General features: G+C 35.3%; 12 protein-coding genes and 3 pseudogenes. 4 read left to right on the top strand and 11 right to left on the bottom strand.

Annotation, left to right across the window (positions count from 1 at the left end):
* Positions 1-97: 97 nt before the first annotated feature.
* Complete coding sequence (locus LQ50_RS23025) at positions 98-301, bottom strand: hypothetical protein (RefSeq protein ID WP_034633974.1); 204 nt, start codon at positions 299-301, stop codon at positions 98-100.
* Positions 302-619: 318 nt separating this feature from the next.
* Between LQ50_RS23025 and LQ50_RS25110 the strand changes: the two genes are divergently transcribed.
* Complete coding sequence (locus tag LQ50_RS25110; protein ID WP_235715390.1) at positions 620-946, top strand: four-helix bundle copper-binding protein; 327 nt, start codon at positions 620-622, stop codon at positions 944-946.
* A gap of 153 nt (positions 947-1,099) precedes the next feature.
* Here LQ50_RS25110 and LQ50_RS23020 read toward each other — a convergent pair whose 3' ends face one another.
* The 6 genes from LQ50_RS23020 to LQ50_RS22995 form a co-directional block, all read right to left on the bottom strand.
* Positions 1,100-1,738, bottom strand: coding sequence for an NAD(P)/FAD-dependent oxidoreductase (locus LQ50_RS23020; RefSeq protein ID WP_034633972.1), 639 nt, complete (start codon positions 1,736-1,738; stop codon positions 1,100-1,102).
* Between the two features lie 128 nt (positions 1,739-1,866).
* Entirely contained in the window at positions 1,867-4,104 is a 2,238-nt protein-coding gene (locus tag LQ50_RS23015; protein ID WP_034633970.1) for a spermidine synthase family protein, read from the bottom strand.
* 308 nt (positions 4,105-4,412) lie between these two features.
* Complete coding sequence (locus tag LQ50_RS23010; RefSeq protein WP_034633968.1) at positions 4,413-4,853, bottom strand: NUDIX domain-containing protein; 441 nt, start codon at positions 4,851-4,853, stop codon at positions 4,413-4,415.
* A 323-nt stretch (positions 4,854-5,176) separates the two neighbouring features.
* The gene (locus LQ50_RS23005) at positions 5,177-5,563 is read right to left on the bottom strand and encodes a DUF6262 family protein (RefSeq protein WP_003322295.1); all 387 of its coding nucleotides are present in this window, start codon (positions 5,561-5,563) and stop codon (positions 5,177-5,179) included.
* Positions 5,553-7,517, bottom strand: coding sequence for a tyrosine-type recombinase/integrase (locus LQ50_RS23000; protein ID WP_003322294.1), 1,965 nt, complete (start codon positions 7,515-7,517; stop codon positions 5,553-5,555). Before LQ50_RS23000 ends, LQ50_RS23005 begins: the two co-directional genes overlap by 11 nt.
* Entirely contained in the window at positions 7,514-8,641 is a 1,128-nt protein-coding gene (locus tag LQ50_RS22995) for a tyrosine-type recombinase/integrase (protein WP_202595409.1), read from the bottom strand. Before LQ50_RS22995 ends, LQ50_RS23000 begins: the two co-directional genes overlap by 4 nt.
* A gap of 451 nt (positions 8,642-9,092) precedes the next feature.
* Here LQ50_RS22995 and LQ50_RS26610 point away from each other — a divergent pair.
* A pseudogene (locus LQ50_RS26610) lies at positions 9,093-9,253 on the top strand (C39 family peptidase); the annotation flags it as partial.
* Positions 9,254-9,341: 88 nt separating this feature from the next.
* Here LQ50_RS26610 and LQ50_RS22990 read toward each other — a convergent pair.
* From LQ50_RS22990 to cadC, 3 genes are all read right to left on the bottom strand, one after another.
* Complete coding sequence (locus LQ50_RS22990) at positions 9,342-10,010, bottom strand: CadD family cadmium resistance transporter (protein WP_003322298.1); 669 nt, start codon at positions 10,008-10,010, stop codon at positions 9,342-9,344.
* 116 nt (positions 10,011-10,126) lie between these two features.
* Positions 10,127-12,298 carry a heavy metal translocating P-type ATPase gene (locus tag LQ50_RS22985; protein WP_003322300.1) on the bottom strand — a complete coding sequence of 724 codons (2,172 nt, stop codon included), beginning with the start codon at positions 12,296-12,298 and terminating at the stop codon, positions 10,127-10,129.
* Positions 12,291-12,659 (bottom strand): Cd(II)-sensing metalloregulatory transcriptional repressor CadC, encoded by a 369-nt coding sequence (gene cadC, locus LQ50_RS22980; protein WP_003322301.1) that lies wholly within the window; start codon positions 12,657-12,659, stop codon positions 12,291-12,293. Before cadC ends, LQ50_RS22985 begins: the two co-directional genes overlap by 8 nt.
* Before the next feature lie 270 nt (positions 12,660-12,929).
* On the opposite strand from cadC, the gene LQ50_RS22975 reads away from it, so the two are divergent.
* Both LQ50_RS22975 and LQ50_RS22970 read left to right on the top strand, forming a co-directional pair.
* On the top strand, positions 12,930-13,484 hold the full coding sequence (locus tag LQ50_RS22975) for a recombinase family protein (protein WP_003322302.1): 555 nt from the start codon (positions 12,930-12,932) through the stop codon (positions 13,482-13,484).
* Between the two features lie 30 nt (positions 13,485-13,514).
* Positions 13,515-15,791: pseudogene (locus LQ50_RS22970) on the top strand (Tn3 family transposase); the annotation flags it as partial.
* 252 nt (positions 15,792-16,043) lie between these two features.
* Here the strand turns inward: LQ50_RS22970 and LQ50_RS22965 are convergent.
* A pseudogene (locus LQ50_RS22965) lies at positions 16,044-16,838 on the bottom strand (phosphotransferase).
* Positions 16,839-17,207 lie beyond the last annotated feature (369 nt).

Genomic DNA, 17,207 nt, shown 5'->3' with positions numbered 1-17,207 from the left:
TTTGTTATTATTTTCATTTAACCAGTATTCATACAAGGAAATCTCCTTAAAAACTTTTATGATACTAAGTGTTTTATTGACTAACCATCCTGGTTCATTAATTCGTACATCCACTTGTCATAGGGCATTCAGGAGCAGTGGCACAGTCAGAAACCCCGCGTTCCATTTTTTGTGCACACATAGCTACATGTTGTCCCTTCGACATTTGCGCACATTCCGCAACTCCGTTTCCACTAGCAAAAGCAGGAGTACTAATTGTCATGGTTGCAGCTAATACAAATAAAGCCAACTTCATTTTCATTCCATTTCCTCCTCATAAGTGTATGTTCATTACAAGAAAAGAATATAAAAAAATTGTGATGAAAATATGATGGAATGGAAAAGGTTATTCTTGAAAATAACGAAGCAGTATCGAGACCAGGAAGTCTTCGTTAGTTTTTTATCTTATCATACTGAGAAATTAAATAGCTGCCCGTTTGGAACTCGTAAAACCCTGAAAATTAGACTAATGCCTAAAGCATAGGTAATCAACTAGACATACGATGAACTTGTGATATAAGTTTTTTTAATTTAAGGAATTAAATTGAATCATACTATGTCTTATCATATGGAAAACCACATGTCACAACACAGAGCACTTGAAACGGTTCAACATTGTGAAGCTATTTGTGAATTTACCGAGTATTCTATTTTGCAAATGGACAGCTCAAGTCACAGAAAAGAGCAATTGCGATTACTTAGAGACTGCGCTGATATTTGTACGTTAACTGCTAAATATATGGCCCGTTGCAGCGTCTTCGCTAAATCTCTTGCTTCGTTATGTGCCCATATTTGTGAAGTTTGCGGGAACCACTGTTTACATCACCCAGACGAAGTTTCGCAACGATGTGGTCAAATGTGCTTACATTGTGCTCAAGGGTGTCGCGCCTTTGCTATGGGTGCATAATTATAGTAAAGCTAAAGATAAGAAGTGAATACCAATGGCTAGGTAAAAACAAGTGCGCTACGTAATAAGTAGCGCAACCTTAGCTGAACCTATTTCTTCCTAAATCCTGTCAACAGTTTATTACTTTCAGTAGATTGAATTTTTGATTATCATTTATCTTTTTTTTAGAACTTGCTGCTGTAAATTTTCAAAGCCGAATCGATTAATAAACTTGAAAAACGGTTCTCTTTTTTTTCCAAATTCGTGATAAAGATCTAGTATATCATCCACCATCGCATATAATTGTTCAGGTACTAGTTGTTTCTTGAACAATGTACCTACCTTAGCATCTGCTCCCTTGCTTGTGCCACCGATGTATAAATCGAACTCATTTGTACCTACTTTAATAATCCCAATGTCATTGATTAATGGTTCACCACAACCAACTCGACATCCCGTATATGCTGGTTTGAGGGTAAAAGGCACTTCCCTTCCCGCAATTCGTTTATTTAACTCGATAGCTACCGGCATCCCTTCTTCCTCCGATCCTTTACAAAAATTACAGGTACGAAGGCTTTTAACAAAACTTCCAACCGGATAACAGATTAAACCAGCTTCTGTAAATTTTCCTTTTACTAACTCCAGTTTATTTTCAGACACATCAATATAGAGCTGTTGAAACGTTGTTAATTCCAATTCTTGATCATCATTCATATATTCAGCTAGAACTCGTAATTGTTTTGCATTTAACTTTGCCCCAAAGGATATCCCAGCATTCACAGCAAGTTTAACAAGTTTCTCTGTTTGACTCATCTATTCTTCCCACCTTGTTTGTTTTAACAATGTATTCTAACTAAAGTTACATTACCCTAGTAAGGTATGTCAATAACACAATAAGAGCCAGAATTTAATTCTGGCTAAGGAAAAATCACATTTCTGATTTACATTTTTAACAGAGGTTGAAAAATAAATAACAAGAGATAAACAACAACCCCTACTATTATTGTAAGATTCATTCCAAACGTTAAAGATAACATGGCTGCTACTATTGAACCGGCAACCGTCATTAAACCGTTGATCCCCCAACTAATTGAAATTTGATGTTTTTTAAGCCTACTCATCCCATATGGAAATGGCATTCCTATAAAAAAACCTACTGGGATAAGCATAGTAATGACAAGCAAGGTTCTTTGAAATGTGGAGAGTGCCAGCTCAGACTGATAGTAAAAATGAATTAATAGATACACGACAGATGTTAGAAATGCCACAAGTAATATTGGGACAAATCTTCTATCCTCTTCTCTTTTCCATTTAGTCGAATAGGCACTTCCAATTCCACCGGAAATAAGAAGTGTTGTTAATACGATAACAAATGCCCAAGTAGGATGCCCTAGAGGCAATGTCAGGCGTTGTATCAGCGTTACTTGAATAAGCATAAAACCGATTCCAATCCCACTGAAATAAACCATGCTTCCAACTGGAACTTGCTTTCGATAAATTAAACTCATTACAGAAGCGCCAAGACTTATAAGAATCAAACCAAACCATAAAAAAGAAGGAATCCCATCATTCTTATGAAAAAAGAAAGGCTGAGCATCTCGGTTTGCTTTAAAAGGGATGGCCGTATCATGAAGCCTGTTTGCTAAATCTTTGTAGTGATCAAATCTATATGGAACATGTAAGGGGAGCTGTGCGATATTCGCGGCAGAGTCGAAAAGTTTCGTCGCTTCCTTTTCTGTAAATGGATGCTTTTTCAAAATAAGCAGTGGCCGTTCGATGCTTCCCGGCTCGGCTACTACATGACCAAAAATGTGTTGACTACCGACAACGGCTATGTGATTTTTAATTTCATTAGATGGAATTCCCCTTTCTTGATAATAGCTTTCTGCACTATGGATGACTTTAGCTAGCTCCTTTTCGTCGTGAAGTAGAAATGAAAGTTGGCCATTTTCTTTGAGTTTATTAAAATAGTCACGTAACGCTTCATTCGTATAAATGAAATTTTCCGTTAAGGCTAACCCTAGTCCACTATCAGATTGCTTTGTTACCAGTGAAAGGAATATCAAATCATAAGTATTTGTTGTCTCACGAATATAATTTCGACCATCAGCTACAATCGTTTCGACACCATCTCGTTCAAATACATCCCCAGCAAATGATCGAAGTGAATGAACGGCGTTAAAGCTACCTTTATTTATGTCTAGAGCTTCAATCTTGGAATAGCCTGCCATTTCAGCAGATAAGACTTCTTGTCCACCACCACTTCCAATAATCAATGCCCTCTCTTTTTCTTTTGGATTCTGAAAAGCTAAATCACTTGTATTCATTTGCAAATAGTCTACTGTATTTAGGTCTCCGTCAAAACGAGAAATCGAAGAAACAGCACCTCCGTCTATCGTCATATACAAAAAATCTCCGTCTTTTGCATCGTAAACATCAGTGCGTGAAAATGAATCCCATTCAGAATAGATAATGTTTCCCTCTTGTTCAGAAAACGTTGTATATGGACTTGTTTGATAAGACAAAAAACGGTCCGTTGTTAAGAAAGGAGAAAATATATTTAACATCAATAAGGCTAGTATCATGATTAACATAACTTTTGCAGCTTTTTTTAAATGAGTAAATACGAGAATACTCCCAACTAAAAATAAAGCAAGTGATATCATAGATATCATTGGAATAGGGGATAAATGATTCATCAAGAGAATGGCAAAACTCGCCCCAAAACTTGCTCCGACTAAATCGATGAAATAAACAACATGAACTTTAGTATGTAATTTTTGAAAAATACTAGCTAAAATATAACCAGTAAACAAAAATGGTACTGTTGAGAGAATGGAGTAAAAGGTGATGCCTTGAAATGGCGTAAGATAAATTAATGACGTTACACCTATTAGCAAAACACCTTGCCCACATAGTGCAAGTGGATATAGACTACGGAAAAGAATAGGAAACTGATAAGCAAAATATCCTCCAATTCCAATTCCTAATGTAGCTAACGAGATGACAAGAAATACATAATTGTAATCAAAAATAACTGCAAACAAACGTGTTAAAAAAATTTCAAACATGATCATCGAAAATGCAAAGAAAAAAGTCAGGGATAGATCTTTTATTAATTCTGGTTGTAATTTTACGAAGACTGATTTTTTCTTAATATTTAAAATTAGTTCTTGCATAAATCAATCACTTCCTATGCGAGAGTTTCACAAATAATTCTTGCCTCAAATCTAATTCTTTAACCCTTGAAACTCCATAGGATGTAATAAGCATTAAATTGGTTAGGAGTAAAAAAAAGGACGAACAAAGAAAAGCCTGGGGTACCACCAACAGTTTCCGATTATCCTAACTTCGATGTGAGAACTATTGGAATATCAATGGTTCTCACATCATTTACATGTATTCAATGTAAATATTGGTTTACAAAGGTATGATCATTTTTTGATGACTTGTTCAAGTAATGCACCTTTAGTTTAATAGGAATTTCTTAACGAATGAACGCTGACTCTCTATTAGATAAAGCATCCATTAACCATCGAGGGTGCATTTTCAATAAGTCTTGAGGTAAGTTATGCTGTTCAAAAAACTTAATTTCTAGTGACTCATCTGAATTACATTTAAGTTCCCCACCAGTAATCTCAGCAAGAAAACAAGTTGTAATAAAATGTACTACTTTACCATTGGGGTATTCAAATACTTGTGAATTAGGGTCAGAGTACACACCAATCAACTTTTTTATGCTTATATCTAAATTTGTTTCTTCTTTTACCTCTCTAATAGCAGCTTCCGAAACTGTTTCTCCTATTTCTATATGCCCTGAAGGAATACCCCAAAGTCCTACATCTGACCTTTTTTGCAACAAAACTTGGTTCTCTTTAGACAAAATAATGACTGCAACACCAGCTTTTAAATCATCAATTCTTTTCATATAAGCCTCCTTGAATAATAAAAAAGTCCGAAGAGAAAGATTTCAACGCATAACAAATACGCTGAACCTTTCCCCTCGGACCTTTTATGTCAATAGGTGCCTTTTACATATTGTAAAAGAAATAGCCCTCGGTCACAAACCTACCTAGATAGCGGAACCCTAGCTACAATTTTCCAGTTCATTTTTATTTTACTATTATTAATTAGAAAATGAAAGATACTCTTTCATTAACCTGCACCATTAGTGCAATAGGCAAAACTAAAACCATTCATATATATCATCAATGAAATTGGGTAAATCTTTGTTTATAACAATAAAAAGCTTCAAAATTTATCGTAGATCATACCACGTAATTTCAATAATTCATCTTTCAAGCGCTTGTTTTCCTCTTCGAGCTTTTTTATTCGGTTATTTTTAGCAGCGATAAGAGAATCCTTACTGGCATCCGTCATATTCCTTTTTACGGTTTGTGGAGAATTTAACCCTTCTTGTTGCTTTCTTAATCCCTCAATTCGGTTTCGTATTTCTTGATTGTTATAGAGAAATGCCTTAGATACACCTGATTCCATTGCAACCTGGTTAAAGTTAATTTTCACTTTCGTTTTTATAAGACGTTGTATAGCATGGTCCACTTTTTGAGATGCCTCTTGGCTTTTCATTAGTGCATGTTTTTTAACACCTTCGGTATTTCTAATATGTTTACTTCTCATGAGTGCGTTCCTCTCCAATATATTCGCGTCCTTTTTTCCCAGCTAAATGATGCGTTGTACCATCCTTCAAAGTTTCTAGAATGGGCTCTAGACGATCTAGAGTGGTTTGATTCTTATCTATCCAAACTTGACGCCCTAAAGCCACACCTCGCTCAATTACACTTCTAACTTCTTTAATTTCCATTTCAAATTTGGGTATGAACTCTGGTGTAGTACAGAAATTACGGCAGGATAGACATGGGTTCGCTTGAGTAGGACATGGCTGCTTAATAGGTTTCATACAATAGCCAAGCTCCATCTTTACAGCGTCTAAATTATGGCGTATATATTCCCATTCAATTATATCTTCATTTTCAATATCCGTAAGTTCAACTTTAACTGGTCGTTTATTTTCAATGTCAATTCGAAAAATACCTTGTTTTGTAGCTTCTTCCCAAGATTTACGCATGGTAGTATCAAGGATTTTTGCATATTGTAATGTCATTTCAGGAGAAGCGTGCGCCATCCATTTTTGAACATGCAGTATGTTCATTCCGTTATTAAGAAGCTCTACACCCTTGGTATGCCGAAAGGCATGATTTTTAATGAAAAAGGGATTTCCTGAATCGTCAACTATGTTTTGTTCTTCAGTAAAGCGCTTCATACTTCTGCGAATGTCATAATAATTAAAAGGCCTACCTCTGCGAACACCTTCGATCTGTACAAATAAATAATGTTTAGGGTTATTAATAGTATCGCTTTGATCTTTAGTCACTTTAATTACAGCTTCAACTATCGCTGCTACTTCATCTGTAATTGGTACACGATGATTCATTACTTGTGTTTTTTTGATATCTCCGCATAAGTACCATCCCTGAGATGTTTGTTCTAAACAATTATCATAACGCAGATTAAGAATGTCTGATATTCTCCAACCAGTAGCCCGAAGTAATACAATAACCGGTATGTATTTTGAAGGTTTTAAGAACTCTATTTTTTCTTCGATTTGTTGAAGGACCCCTTCAGGAATGTACTTGATATCATTTTCAGTTTTTGTTATCGGTCTAGGAAAATCTTCTTTAAACAACAATAGATTCACAGGCAACGCAGGCGCTTCATCGAATTGCAGTTTTTCAATTGTTTCTAAGAATACATTTAGAACAATTAAGTAACTTCTCTTTGATGGTATTTTGTTATGAAACTTCTTGTTATGAAATATAAGATAATCTTCAATATCTTTTCGTGTTAAGGCATTTAAATCCTTCCAAGAGGGATATTTATCATGTATAAATATCAAAAATAGCTTTAATATTCTAACGTCAAGAGTACATTGGCCAAGAGATAAATGACTGATTCTAAATTTTAAATATCTTTTGGCTAAAGGGCGAAAGGGAATAGGGATATCCTCGAAATTCAGGATATGTCTTGATTCATGATCAGGAAATCTTGCACCAGGAATATTTCTAACATCCCAGATATCTTTTTCAAATTCATCTCTTGTATCATAGAAGCCTTTATAAAACAAAAATAAACGATTAAGTAGATTTTCGTAATTAGAAAGCTTCCTTCTTCCATAGATTCGTATGCTCAAACCTAATTCACTTAAATGTGATCTCAATTGCATCAATGCTTTATTTATGTCTAAATCTGCAAAGCTATTAATATTAGGATAAAATTTTTTAAGAAATTTAGAAAGTTGTTTAAAGGATCTGGCATAATTATGTACAGCTGAATACAATTGCAGGTCATCTTTTTGAATACGAGTAAGGATAAAAAACTTAACTTCATTTTTAAGCCTAGTTGGAAATACCGAAAAATTCATTGTGCGATGGGTTTTCCCCCATTCTGATTTTCTAAAATCATTAAAGGCTGCATCGTCTGCGTCCCAAATGTCATTTTCAAAGTAACCAGTGACTTTTTGGGTTATTTCACTAACTTTAATTTCTGGTAATAGGTGTCCAACAGATAAATTCATTCGTTATTCTCCTTATTTTCTTTGTTGATTTTCATTCGATCTTGAGCGTTTTCCCAGTCTTTTCGAATGTCCTCATCCGAAGGATGGATATACATCTGCATTGTTGTTTGAATATGAGCGTGACCGGCCCGATTCATTAAATGTTCATCTCTCCAACCAGCCTTTCTCAGTTCCGTTAATGATGTATGACGTAACATATGCGGAGTGAAATAAATGCCTGTTTTTTTACGAAGACGTTGAACCAGTGCTACGACATCGGTATATTCTAACGGCTGGCCTTTATTTTCTCCGGTCAACTTAATAAAAACGTGATTTGTATCAACTTCATCGGTATGAAATTGAGCAATATAATCAAAGTACATATTTATTAGATCCTCAGATACATCAATACTTCGGGGACTACATACCGTTTTAATCTCAGCTAGATTAGACAATTCACCCCGATCACGTATATGAATTTTTCTCGCATCAACCTCGAAATCTTCAAGCCATAAAGTAAGGGCTTCGCCAATACGCATAGAGCTTTCCCATAGAAGCTGTATTAAAAATAGATCCCGCATATTTACACAGGCATTCATAATTAATGCAATTTGATCTTTTGAGAGTGTTTTTGGCTGCTGCTTAGGCACTTTTAATTTCAGAATATGAGAGGTAAAGGATTTATTTTTGTTTATATGGTGCAGAAAACTTTTAAACCCCTTACGGGACCCAGGTACTTGTTTCTTTAAACGTTCTGTCAATTGAATACTATAGTCCTCATGTCTCATTAGGTAGTCATAAAATCCAAGAACAGTATTGATGATGATATTTACTGTCTTTGCTTTTCTAATTGGCTGTTTAGGGAAGATAGGGGACACCTTTACATCCTGGTGCGGGTTTTGTAACCATCGTATAAAATCCGCCATTTCATCTATTCCAATATCACGATAATCCTTGTTTATTTGTTCTAAGAATTCAAAGAAAAGCTTTAAATGATATGAGAATGACCGTAAGGTATTACGCGAGGCTCCACTGTTGTCCTTAAACTTTAAATAATGTAAAACTGGTTGGACCGGCTCATTGTTATGATCTAGTAACATGTACCGAGTCTTTCCTTCTTTTGTTAGAAGGGTAATTACTTTCATAAGTATCACTCCTATTGAAATTTATTCTTTTATTCAATTTGGAAAGCTTTCAATCTCTTAATCTTAGATAATCTTCCTCCTTTCTTTATTTACTATAAATACTATAAAAATCAGTTTAGTTAAATAGTCTTTAAAGATACAAAAAAATGGATGACTTTACATTGAATACTGTAAAGTCATCCATTATGACTGGTTAAGATAATTGACATAAAACCCACGCTAAGCAAATTTCGACATAAAATAAGCCTATGATTCCTACGCTAAGAAATCATAGGCTTATTAGTAACTATTATAGTAGTTTTATTATCTGTATAATTCCAGACATATTTCCATTTGGTTATTCATGCAATCAATCCAAACATGCTGGTACTTACCATTTTTAGGGTTCCTTTGTGGTAACTCCTCAGTTTTTTCTATTTCACCTGTGTTGCAAATTAATCTAATAGGGCTTCATAAGCTGCACTCTGTATTAGTAACAGGATATGATATGACCAATGCTATATTTACTTTAGTGATCCACTAGCAAACACAAAGAATAGAAAGGCCAAAATAGCAGACTTTGAAGCTGCATGGGTGCAACTGGGTAGACAAGCAATTACTTATATCCAATAGTTAGTTGGTTAAGGTAGGTTCCGTTATTTGTAAATAAGAAAAACAAAAGTCCCAACTGTTAACTAGAGGGACTTTTGAAGATTATTTTTTAATAATTTATTAAACTCAAAAGGGCACTGAAAGTTTCGTTCTCCACCATGATATAGATTCCTAAACCAATAAAGACAATGGGTATAATCCATCTACCGTAATTCTCTAAGGTTTCAGAGACATGTTTAAAAGCTGCCAAACGATATCCAATAAAACACCAAATCGCAACCATAATAAAGAAAGTAATAACCGTTACTGCTAGTTGGTTCATGGTTAAAGTAGAGAAGAAAGGAACATATATTCCAATGTTATCTCCGCCATTAGCAAATGTTATAAATGCTACACTTAAAAAGACACTATTATACTTTCCAGAATTTAAACTTGAAAGAATTGCATTTTCATCCTCATCTTCTCCCTTTATAAACAACATAATCCCTAAATAGATTGGGATTAGTCCAAGTAATCCTACCCATTTCTCTGGAATTAACATAACTCCAAAAGTTCCTAAGAGACTAACTACTACTAACAAGGTAAAACCTAGATATTGTCCAATAATTATATCCTTAGGGGATATATGCTTATTCTCTGTCTGGTTACCTTTTAAACCTTCACTCGTTTTCACCTGTGCTTTTGCCTGTGAAAATAGCAGCATCAAAACAAAAATATCATCAATATTGGTAACTATAAATGCCCCTATTGCAGAAATAACGTTCAAAATTAAAGTCAATTACATCAACTCACTAACTGATTTTTTATTATATTTAGAAGTTATACTAATAATGAGTCCTTTTTAAAAAAGGAATTTCCATCTGTCTGGAAGAGCCCTTTTTAGCACTTTTTCCTTTATTCTTTCACTCTCATTAGTCGCAAACCATTTAGAGCTACTAGAAGGGTTGCGCCCATATCGGAAAGAATGGCAATCCAGAGCGTTAACCAACCTGGGATAACCAATAGTAAGGCAATAAATTTAATAGCAATTGCAAAAGTAATGTTAGCTTTGATGATATTAAGAGTTTTCCGGCTAAGTTTTACAGTGAATGGAAGTTTTCTTAAATCGTCTCCCATTAGAGCGACGTCTGCAGTTTCTAAGGCTGTGTCTGTACCAGCTCCACCCATTGCAATCCCAACTGTTGAGGCCGCCAATGCAGGTGCATCATTGACCCCATCTCCTACCATTGCTACGTTGCCATACTCGGATCTCAACTGTTTAATAAAGTCTAATTTGTCCTGTGGCATTAATTCTGCCTCTATATCAGATACTCCAACCTGCCCTCCGATAGCATTCGCAGTACCTTTGTTATCACCAGTAAGCATAATTGTTTTTTTGATTCCAAGTTGATGTAACTTTTGAAGAATTTCCTTACTTGACTCACGAACTTCATCAGCAACTGCAATAACTGCAAGTATTTCTTTTTCGGTTCCAATAATCATGGCTGTCTTACCTTGATTTTGAAGAGTAGTAACATTTTGCTCTAAGTCTTTATCGAAATCATTAGTCAATAATTCCTTAAAGAGTTTCGGGCTACCGATGTAATAAGTCGTCCCGTTTACGATACCCTTTATACCCTTTCCTGTGATAGAAGAGAAATCCTCTACCTGTACGTCAGAATAAGTAATGTTTTCTTCTTCTGCTTTTTTCATGATGGCTGAAGCAAGAGGATGCTGAGAACGATACTCCAATGCAGTAATAATGGATAGTAATTCTTTTTCATTTATCTGTTTGTTCAACACATTATAATCAGTTACAGCTGGGACCCCTTTTGTTAATGTTCCTGTTTTATCGAATGCAATAGCCTTTAAGGCGCCCATTTCTTCTAAATACACTCCGCCTTTTACAAGGACCCCTTTTTTCGCAGCATTTCCAATCGCTGAAACAATAGAAATAGGAGTCGATATAACCAACGCACAAGGACAACCAACAACAAGAACAGCTAATCCTTGATAAATCCATGTTTCCCAACTGCCATCAAAGAATAATGGAGGGACTATAGCAACTAATGCTGCAATGATCATAATAATCGGTGTGTAATATTTTGCGAATTTATCAACAAATGCTTGCGAAGGAGCACGTTCCCCTTGTGCTTCCTCTACAAGATGAATAATTTTAGAAATTGTTGTATCTTCTACAAGTTTCGTTATTTCTACTTCAAGTAATCCTTCTTCATTTAAGGTACCTGCAAATACTTCATTATCAACCGTTTTCTCGACAGGGACTGATTCACCTGTAATAGCTGCTTGGTTAACGGCAGAGTACCCACTTACAACTACACCATCCATCGCAATCTTTTGACCAGGTTTTACAATCATGATATCCCCAACAGCAATATCATCAACATGAATCATTATTTCTTGTCCATTACGTCTAACAAGTGCCTCTTTAGGAGCGATATCCATTAATGAACGAATCGATTGTCTTGCTCTATCCATAGAGAATCGCTCAAGTGCTTCACTGATTGCAAAGAGAATAACAACAATGGCAACTTCTGCCCATTCTCCAATAATAGCACCACCTATAACAGCCACTGTCATAAGGGTTTTCATATCAAATTCAAAACGTAGTAAGTTTTGCAAACCAACTTTAAAAAGTGATAATCCTCCGATAAACATGGATGCTAAAAACAATAAGGTAGTAACAATGTTCTCTTCTCCATTCACATACGAGGAAAGATAACCAAAGGCAATCAATAAGGAAGCATAAAGTAGAGTACTATGCTTTTTATAAAACGGCACTTTATCTTCTTTCGTATCTTCTTTTACCTCTTGTGATGCTTGGCGAGCAGATTTTTCAGGTGTCACTTTGAGATTCTCAAATGCACCTGCTTTTTCTAGTTCTTCTATCGTTGCATTACCATAAACAGCAATTTTAGATGCACCAAAATTTACTTTTGCATCCTCAACTCCAGATAGCTGTTTTACATTTTTTTCGAATTTACCCGCGCAGTTTGCGCAAGTAAAACCTTGTACACGATAGGCCTTCATTTCTTGTTCAGATGTTATTGCCTTTTGATCAGACATTGACATTCACTTCTTTCTTATGTTCTAGTACAATCATCATTATTTGTCTAATATGTTCATCGTCTAACGAATAAAACGCTAGTTTTCCTTCTTTTCTATATCTTACAATCCCCTGCTTATGAAGGGTCCTTAAATGATGAGAAGCATTTGCCACCGTAATACCAATAATATTTGCTATATCACACACACATAACTCTTCATCTTGACACAAAGCATAGGTAATCTTTGCCCTATTTTCATCCGCAATTGCTTTTAACATTTGGGCAACACTAACAATATCGATTGTTTTTAAATCACCTTGTATTCGATTGACCTTTTCCTCGTCATAACAAAAAATTTCACAAGTATCTTTCTTATTCACATTATCACCCCATTGATATTCAAGTGTTCACTTGAATATAGTATATACCTTTCCTTGGTTAATATTCAAGTGAATATTTGAATGAAAAACATAAAATGATTTTTCTAATAGTAATTCCCATTAACGAACGTTTAAGGGAAAAACTTTACCTATCTATAGTACACATGATTTTTGGCGTTTTCTAATCCCTAAACCCTTCCCGTATTCATCTTCCCTAAAATTGACTTATAATCCGAATTAGGGAACAATTATTCTTGGGGAGGGAATTTAATGGGAAAAGTTTTTGGATATGCTCGTGTTTCTACTCAAGATCAAATTTTAGATCTTCAAATTGATGTTTTAGAAAAAGCAGGCGCAGCTGTTATTTACAAAGAGAAAATAACTGGAACGAGAAAAGAACGTCCAGAATTAGAACAACTCCTAAAGGCTATAAGTAAAGGTGATTCTGTGGTCGTTTATAAGTTGGATCGTATCTCAAGGTCTACAAAACATCTAATTGAATTGGTTGAAACCTTTGAAGAAAAAGAGGTCAATTTTATTTCCATACAGGATAATATTGATACATCAACAGCTATGGGACGTTTTTTCTTCCGAACAATGGCGAGTATTGCTGAACTAGAACGAGATATTATCAGTGAGCGTACAAAATCAGGATTACAATCTGCAAGAATGAGAGGCCGAAATGGGGGGAGACCTTCCAAAGACCCCAAGTTGGTGGAACGTGCTTTAAAACTACATTCATCTAAACAATATAGCATCAAAGAAATTACGGATATGACGGGTGTTAGTAAATCAGTGTTGTATCGAGCTTTAGAAAAAAATTAAACCTTCGGGTTGGATTAGGGGGATTTTCCTGTGTATCTAAGAGCAAGAGAACTACTTACACCTGATCAAAGAAAGGATTTTTTGTTAATCCCGTCTACTTTAAGTAATTGGGAATTAGCGTATTACTATACCCTTACACAAGATGATATTGAGGTAATAAGACGTAGAAGAAGAGATCATAATCGATTGGGATTCGCTATTCAAATTTGTCTTTTTCGTTACCCTGGTTGGTCTCTTTCAGATATCAAGAATGTTCCTGATAAGGTGATAAACTATGTTGCTAATCAGTTACAAGTAGATGCAAGTGAATTTAAGCTATATTCTGAACGAGAGCAAACGAAACATGAACATATGGAGGAAATACGAAAGTATTATGGTTTTTCTAATTTTTCAGCACAGTCATATCGGATTATTTCACAGGCATTACTCCCCCATGCAATTGAAAATTCAAATGCACTGTTCCTAATAGGGATGACTTTAGAAGAAATGCGAAAGCGAAAAATCATTCTGCCTGCTATGACAACGATTGAAAGATTAGTATGGGAAACAAGGCGAAGGGCAGAGGAGAAAGTATATAATTCACTCTATAAACCGTTATCTCCATGGCAAAAACAACAATTGGAGAAATTAATTGATACCCCTTCCGATAAATCCAAAACTAAGCTTGGATGGCTAAGGGAAATACCAGGTCAGTCATCACCAGATGCTTTTTTAAAAGTAATTGAGAGATTAGAATATGTTCGTTTATTAAATCTTTCAACAGAGTCCGAAAATATTCACTCGAATAGGCTGCTTCAGCTTGCTAGGCTAGGCGCCCGATATGAACCTCATTCCTTTCGGAGGTTTAATGAGAATAAAAGGTACGCTATTCTTGTAGCTCACCTTTTAACTCTTAGTCAAGATCTAATCGATCAAGCTATCGAAATTCATGACCGCCAAATTATGATCTTACAGTCAAAGGGTAGAAAAGCACAAGAAGAACTGCAAAAGCAAAATGGAAAATCTATCAATGAAAAAGTACTGCACTTTGCGGATATTGGTGAAGCTTTAGTAAAAGCACGAAATGAAGAGCTAGATCCATTTGAAGTATTAGAGAAAATAATGCCTTGGGAAAGGATTGTTGATTCTATAGAAGAAGCAACACGTTTAGCTCGTCCTATGGACTACGATTACTTAGATTTGTTGGTCACCCGGTTTAGTTACCTTAGAAAGTATACACCGGTACTTCTCAGTAAATTGGAGTTCCGTACGACTCAGGCTTCTGAGCCTTTATTGCGCGCTCTAAATGTCTTGCGTGAAATTAACAATAATAAGAAACGCCATATTCCCGAAGGCGCGCCATTGGATTTTGTGCCAAAGAGATGGCAGAAACATGTCTATGATGAAGATGGAAATATTAATCGAAAGTATTATGAATTAGCAGCATTAACCGAATTAAAAAACCATATCCGTTCAGGAGATATATGGGTTGCTGGAAGCAGGTTACATAAGGATTTTGAAGAATACTTAGTCACTAAAGATAATTGGGATGAAACTAAGAATACAGGCAATAGATTAGCTGTTGGTATGTCAGCTCAAGAATATATAATTGAGAGAAATACTGCTTTAAATGAAAGATTAGATTATATATTGGAAAACATAGATTCTCTTGAGGGAATAAGTATTGACAAGTCAAGGATACGACTTGACCGTTTAGAGAAAGATACACCGGAAGATGCCAAATCTCTTAGCCAAACTTTATATAACATGTTACCACGGGTAAAACTTACTGATTTATTGATTGAAGTTTCAAATTGGACAGGATTCGATGAACACCTTGCTCATGCGTCTAGTAATCGTCCACCTAAGGGAGAAGAAAAGTCTATTGTAATGGCTACGATTATGGCTATGGGAACCAATATCGGTCTTACCAAAATGGCTGAAGCAACACCAGGAATCACCTATCATCAGTTAGCTAATGCAGCCCAATGGCGATTACATGAGGATTCTTTGAGTAAAGCTCAAGCTACTTTAGTAAATTTTCAACATCATCTTTCTTTATCAAAATATTGGGGAAATGGGAGTACCTCATCTTCGGATGGCATGCGTGTACAAGTTGGCGTCTCTTCTCTTCATGCTGATGCTAACCCACACTACGGAACAGGGAAAGGAACTACTATCTATAGATTCACCAGCGATCAATTTTCTTCTTTTTATACAAAGGTTATTAACACAAACGCTAGGGATGCTGTACATGTCATCGATGGATTGCTTCATCATGAATCAGAATTATCCATTGAAGAGCATTATACGGATACGGCTGGTTATCAATACCTTTTTATAAAAAAATTAGAATTATAATGTGATCTTTCATTGTAGACATGTATTTAAAGAATGATTTAAAAATGACTAACGATTCAAAGTCGTTAGCCATCATCTTCTGCAATCGCGCCCGATTGCGGAAGACTCGATTTCGAGATAACTTATATATGTTCTTCGATTAAAACTCCGAGATTGTTTAAGGCGTGATCTGGAGATATCAAATAGTCTAGTCCCTTTAAAATCAATTTATTACTCTGATTAATACCACTCTCTCCTATGTTCACGAATGAATTCTATATCCTTTTCATAATGCTCAAGGTGTCCTTCGGCTATCATTTTTTGAAATGCAGTGTCTCCTTCGTTGGATTTTCTCTTTATGTATTTACATAACCCTTCTAACCGTAACAATACCATCTCTAAATAGTCTTCATCTATACCTTCAATATCGTAAGAGTTAAAGAACAACTTGATTCTTGTTTTGATCCTTTCTGCATCATATAAAGTATTATAATTGACTGTCTCACCTTTTTCATTATGATAAAGTCTGCTTAAAGGAACGCATATATAGAGGGTGTAAGCTATGTCCCAAAGTCTTGGGCCGGGAGCTGCAACATCAAAGTCAATAATGCCTACTGGCTGTTCATGATTAAAAATAATATTGTACACAGCAAAATCATTATGACAAAGGACCTCTCTATTTATAGGAGTATTGTCAATTGGAATCCATTCATCAAACAAAGGAAAGTCACTAACTGCGTCATGGTAAAGACGAAGCATATGTGCTATTTCTTTTAACACATCATTTGACCACATATATTTTTTCAAAGGGTAATTTCCAGCCTATCCTTCAATGAAGGATAATATCTCCCTGTATTTTTCATCAATACCCAAAAACTTCGGAGCATAATTAAAACCTTTGCTCTCTAAGTGCTGCAATAATTTATGTATTTTCAAACTATTAGGTTTTATTTCTCGTCGAACAGTATCTTCAAATCGATATACATTTGAGACATTCCCTCCAGCTAACTTTTCTTCTTCCTTAAAGTTTGACATTGTATTCATCTCCCTTACTAACAATTAAGGCACTCTATATTACCTCCTATCATTCGTTGTTAGAAGAAAAAACGATTGCCTATATTGAACAATCGCTCCATTTAAACGGAATAAAGAAAAAGGTGTAGATTTTACATGCTCTCCAGAGGGATATCTAAACCACAAAAAAACCGGGATGATATATCACCCCGGTTGGATTATAATAACTTTTCTTTATGGTTTTAGTGGTACATAAAACCTACCCCTCGTTTCCAAGATCCATCTTTACCTGTTAATATAAATCTGTAACTTGATAAAATCTGCACACCAAAAGTAGCCTCTGTAGTTGCTAGCTTAGGGTATGTCCTACTACCCATGAAGGCACCGTCG

This window comes from Halalkalibacter okhensis, from assembly GCF_000787375.1.
Lineage (GTDB): Bacteria > Bacillota > Bacilli > Bacillales > Bacillaceae_D > Halalkalibacter > Halalkalibacter okhensis.
Note: the sequence above shows the minus strand (reverse complement) of the source record. Positions and strands in the feature narration are given on the sequence as shown.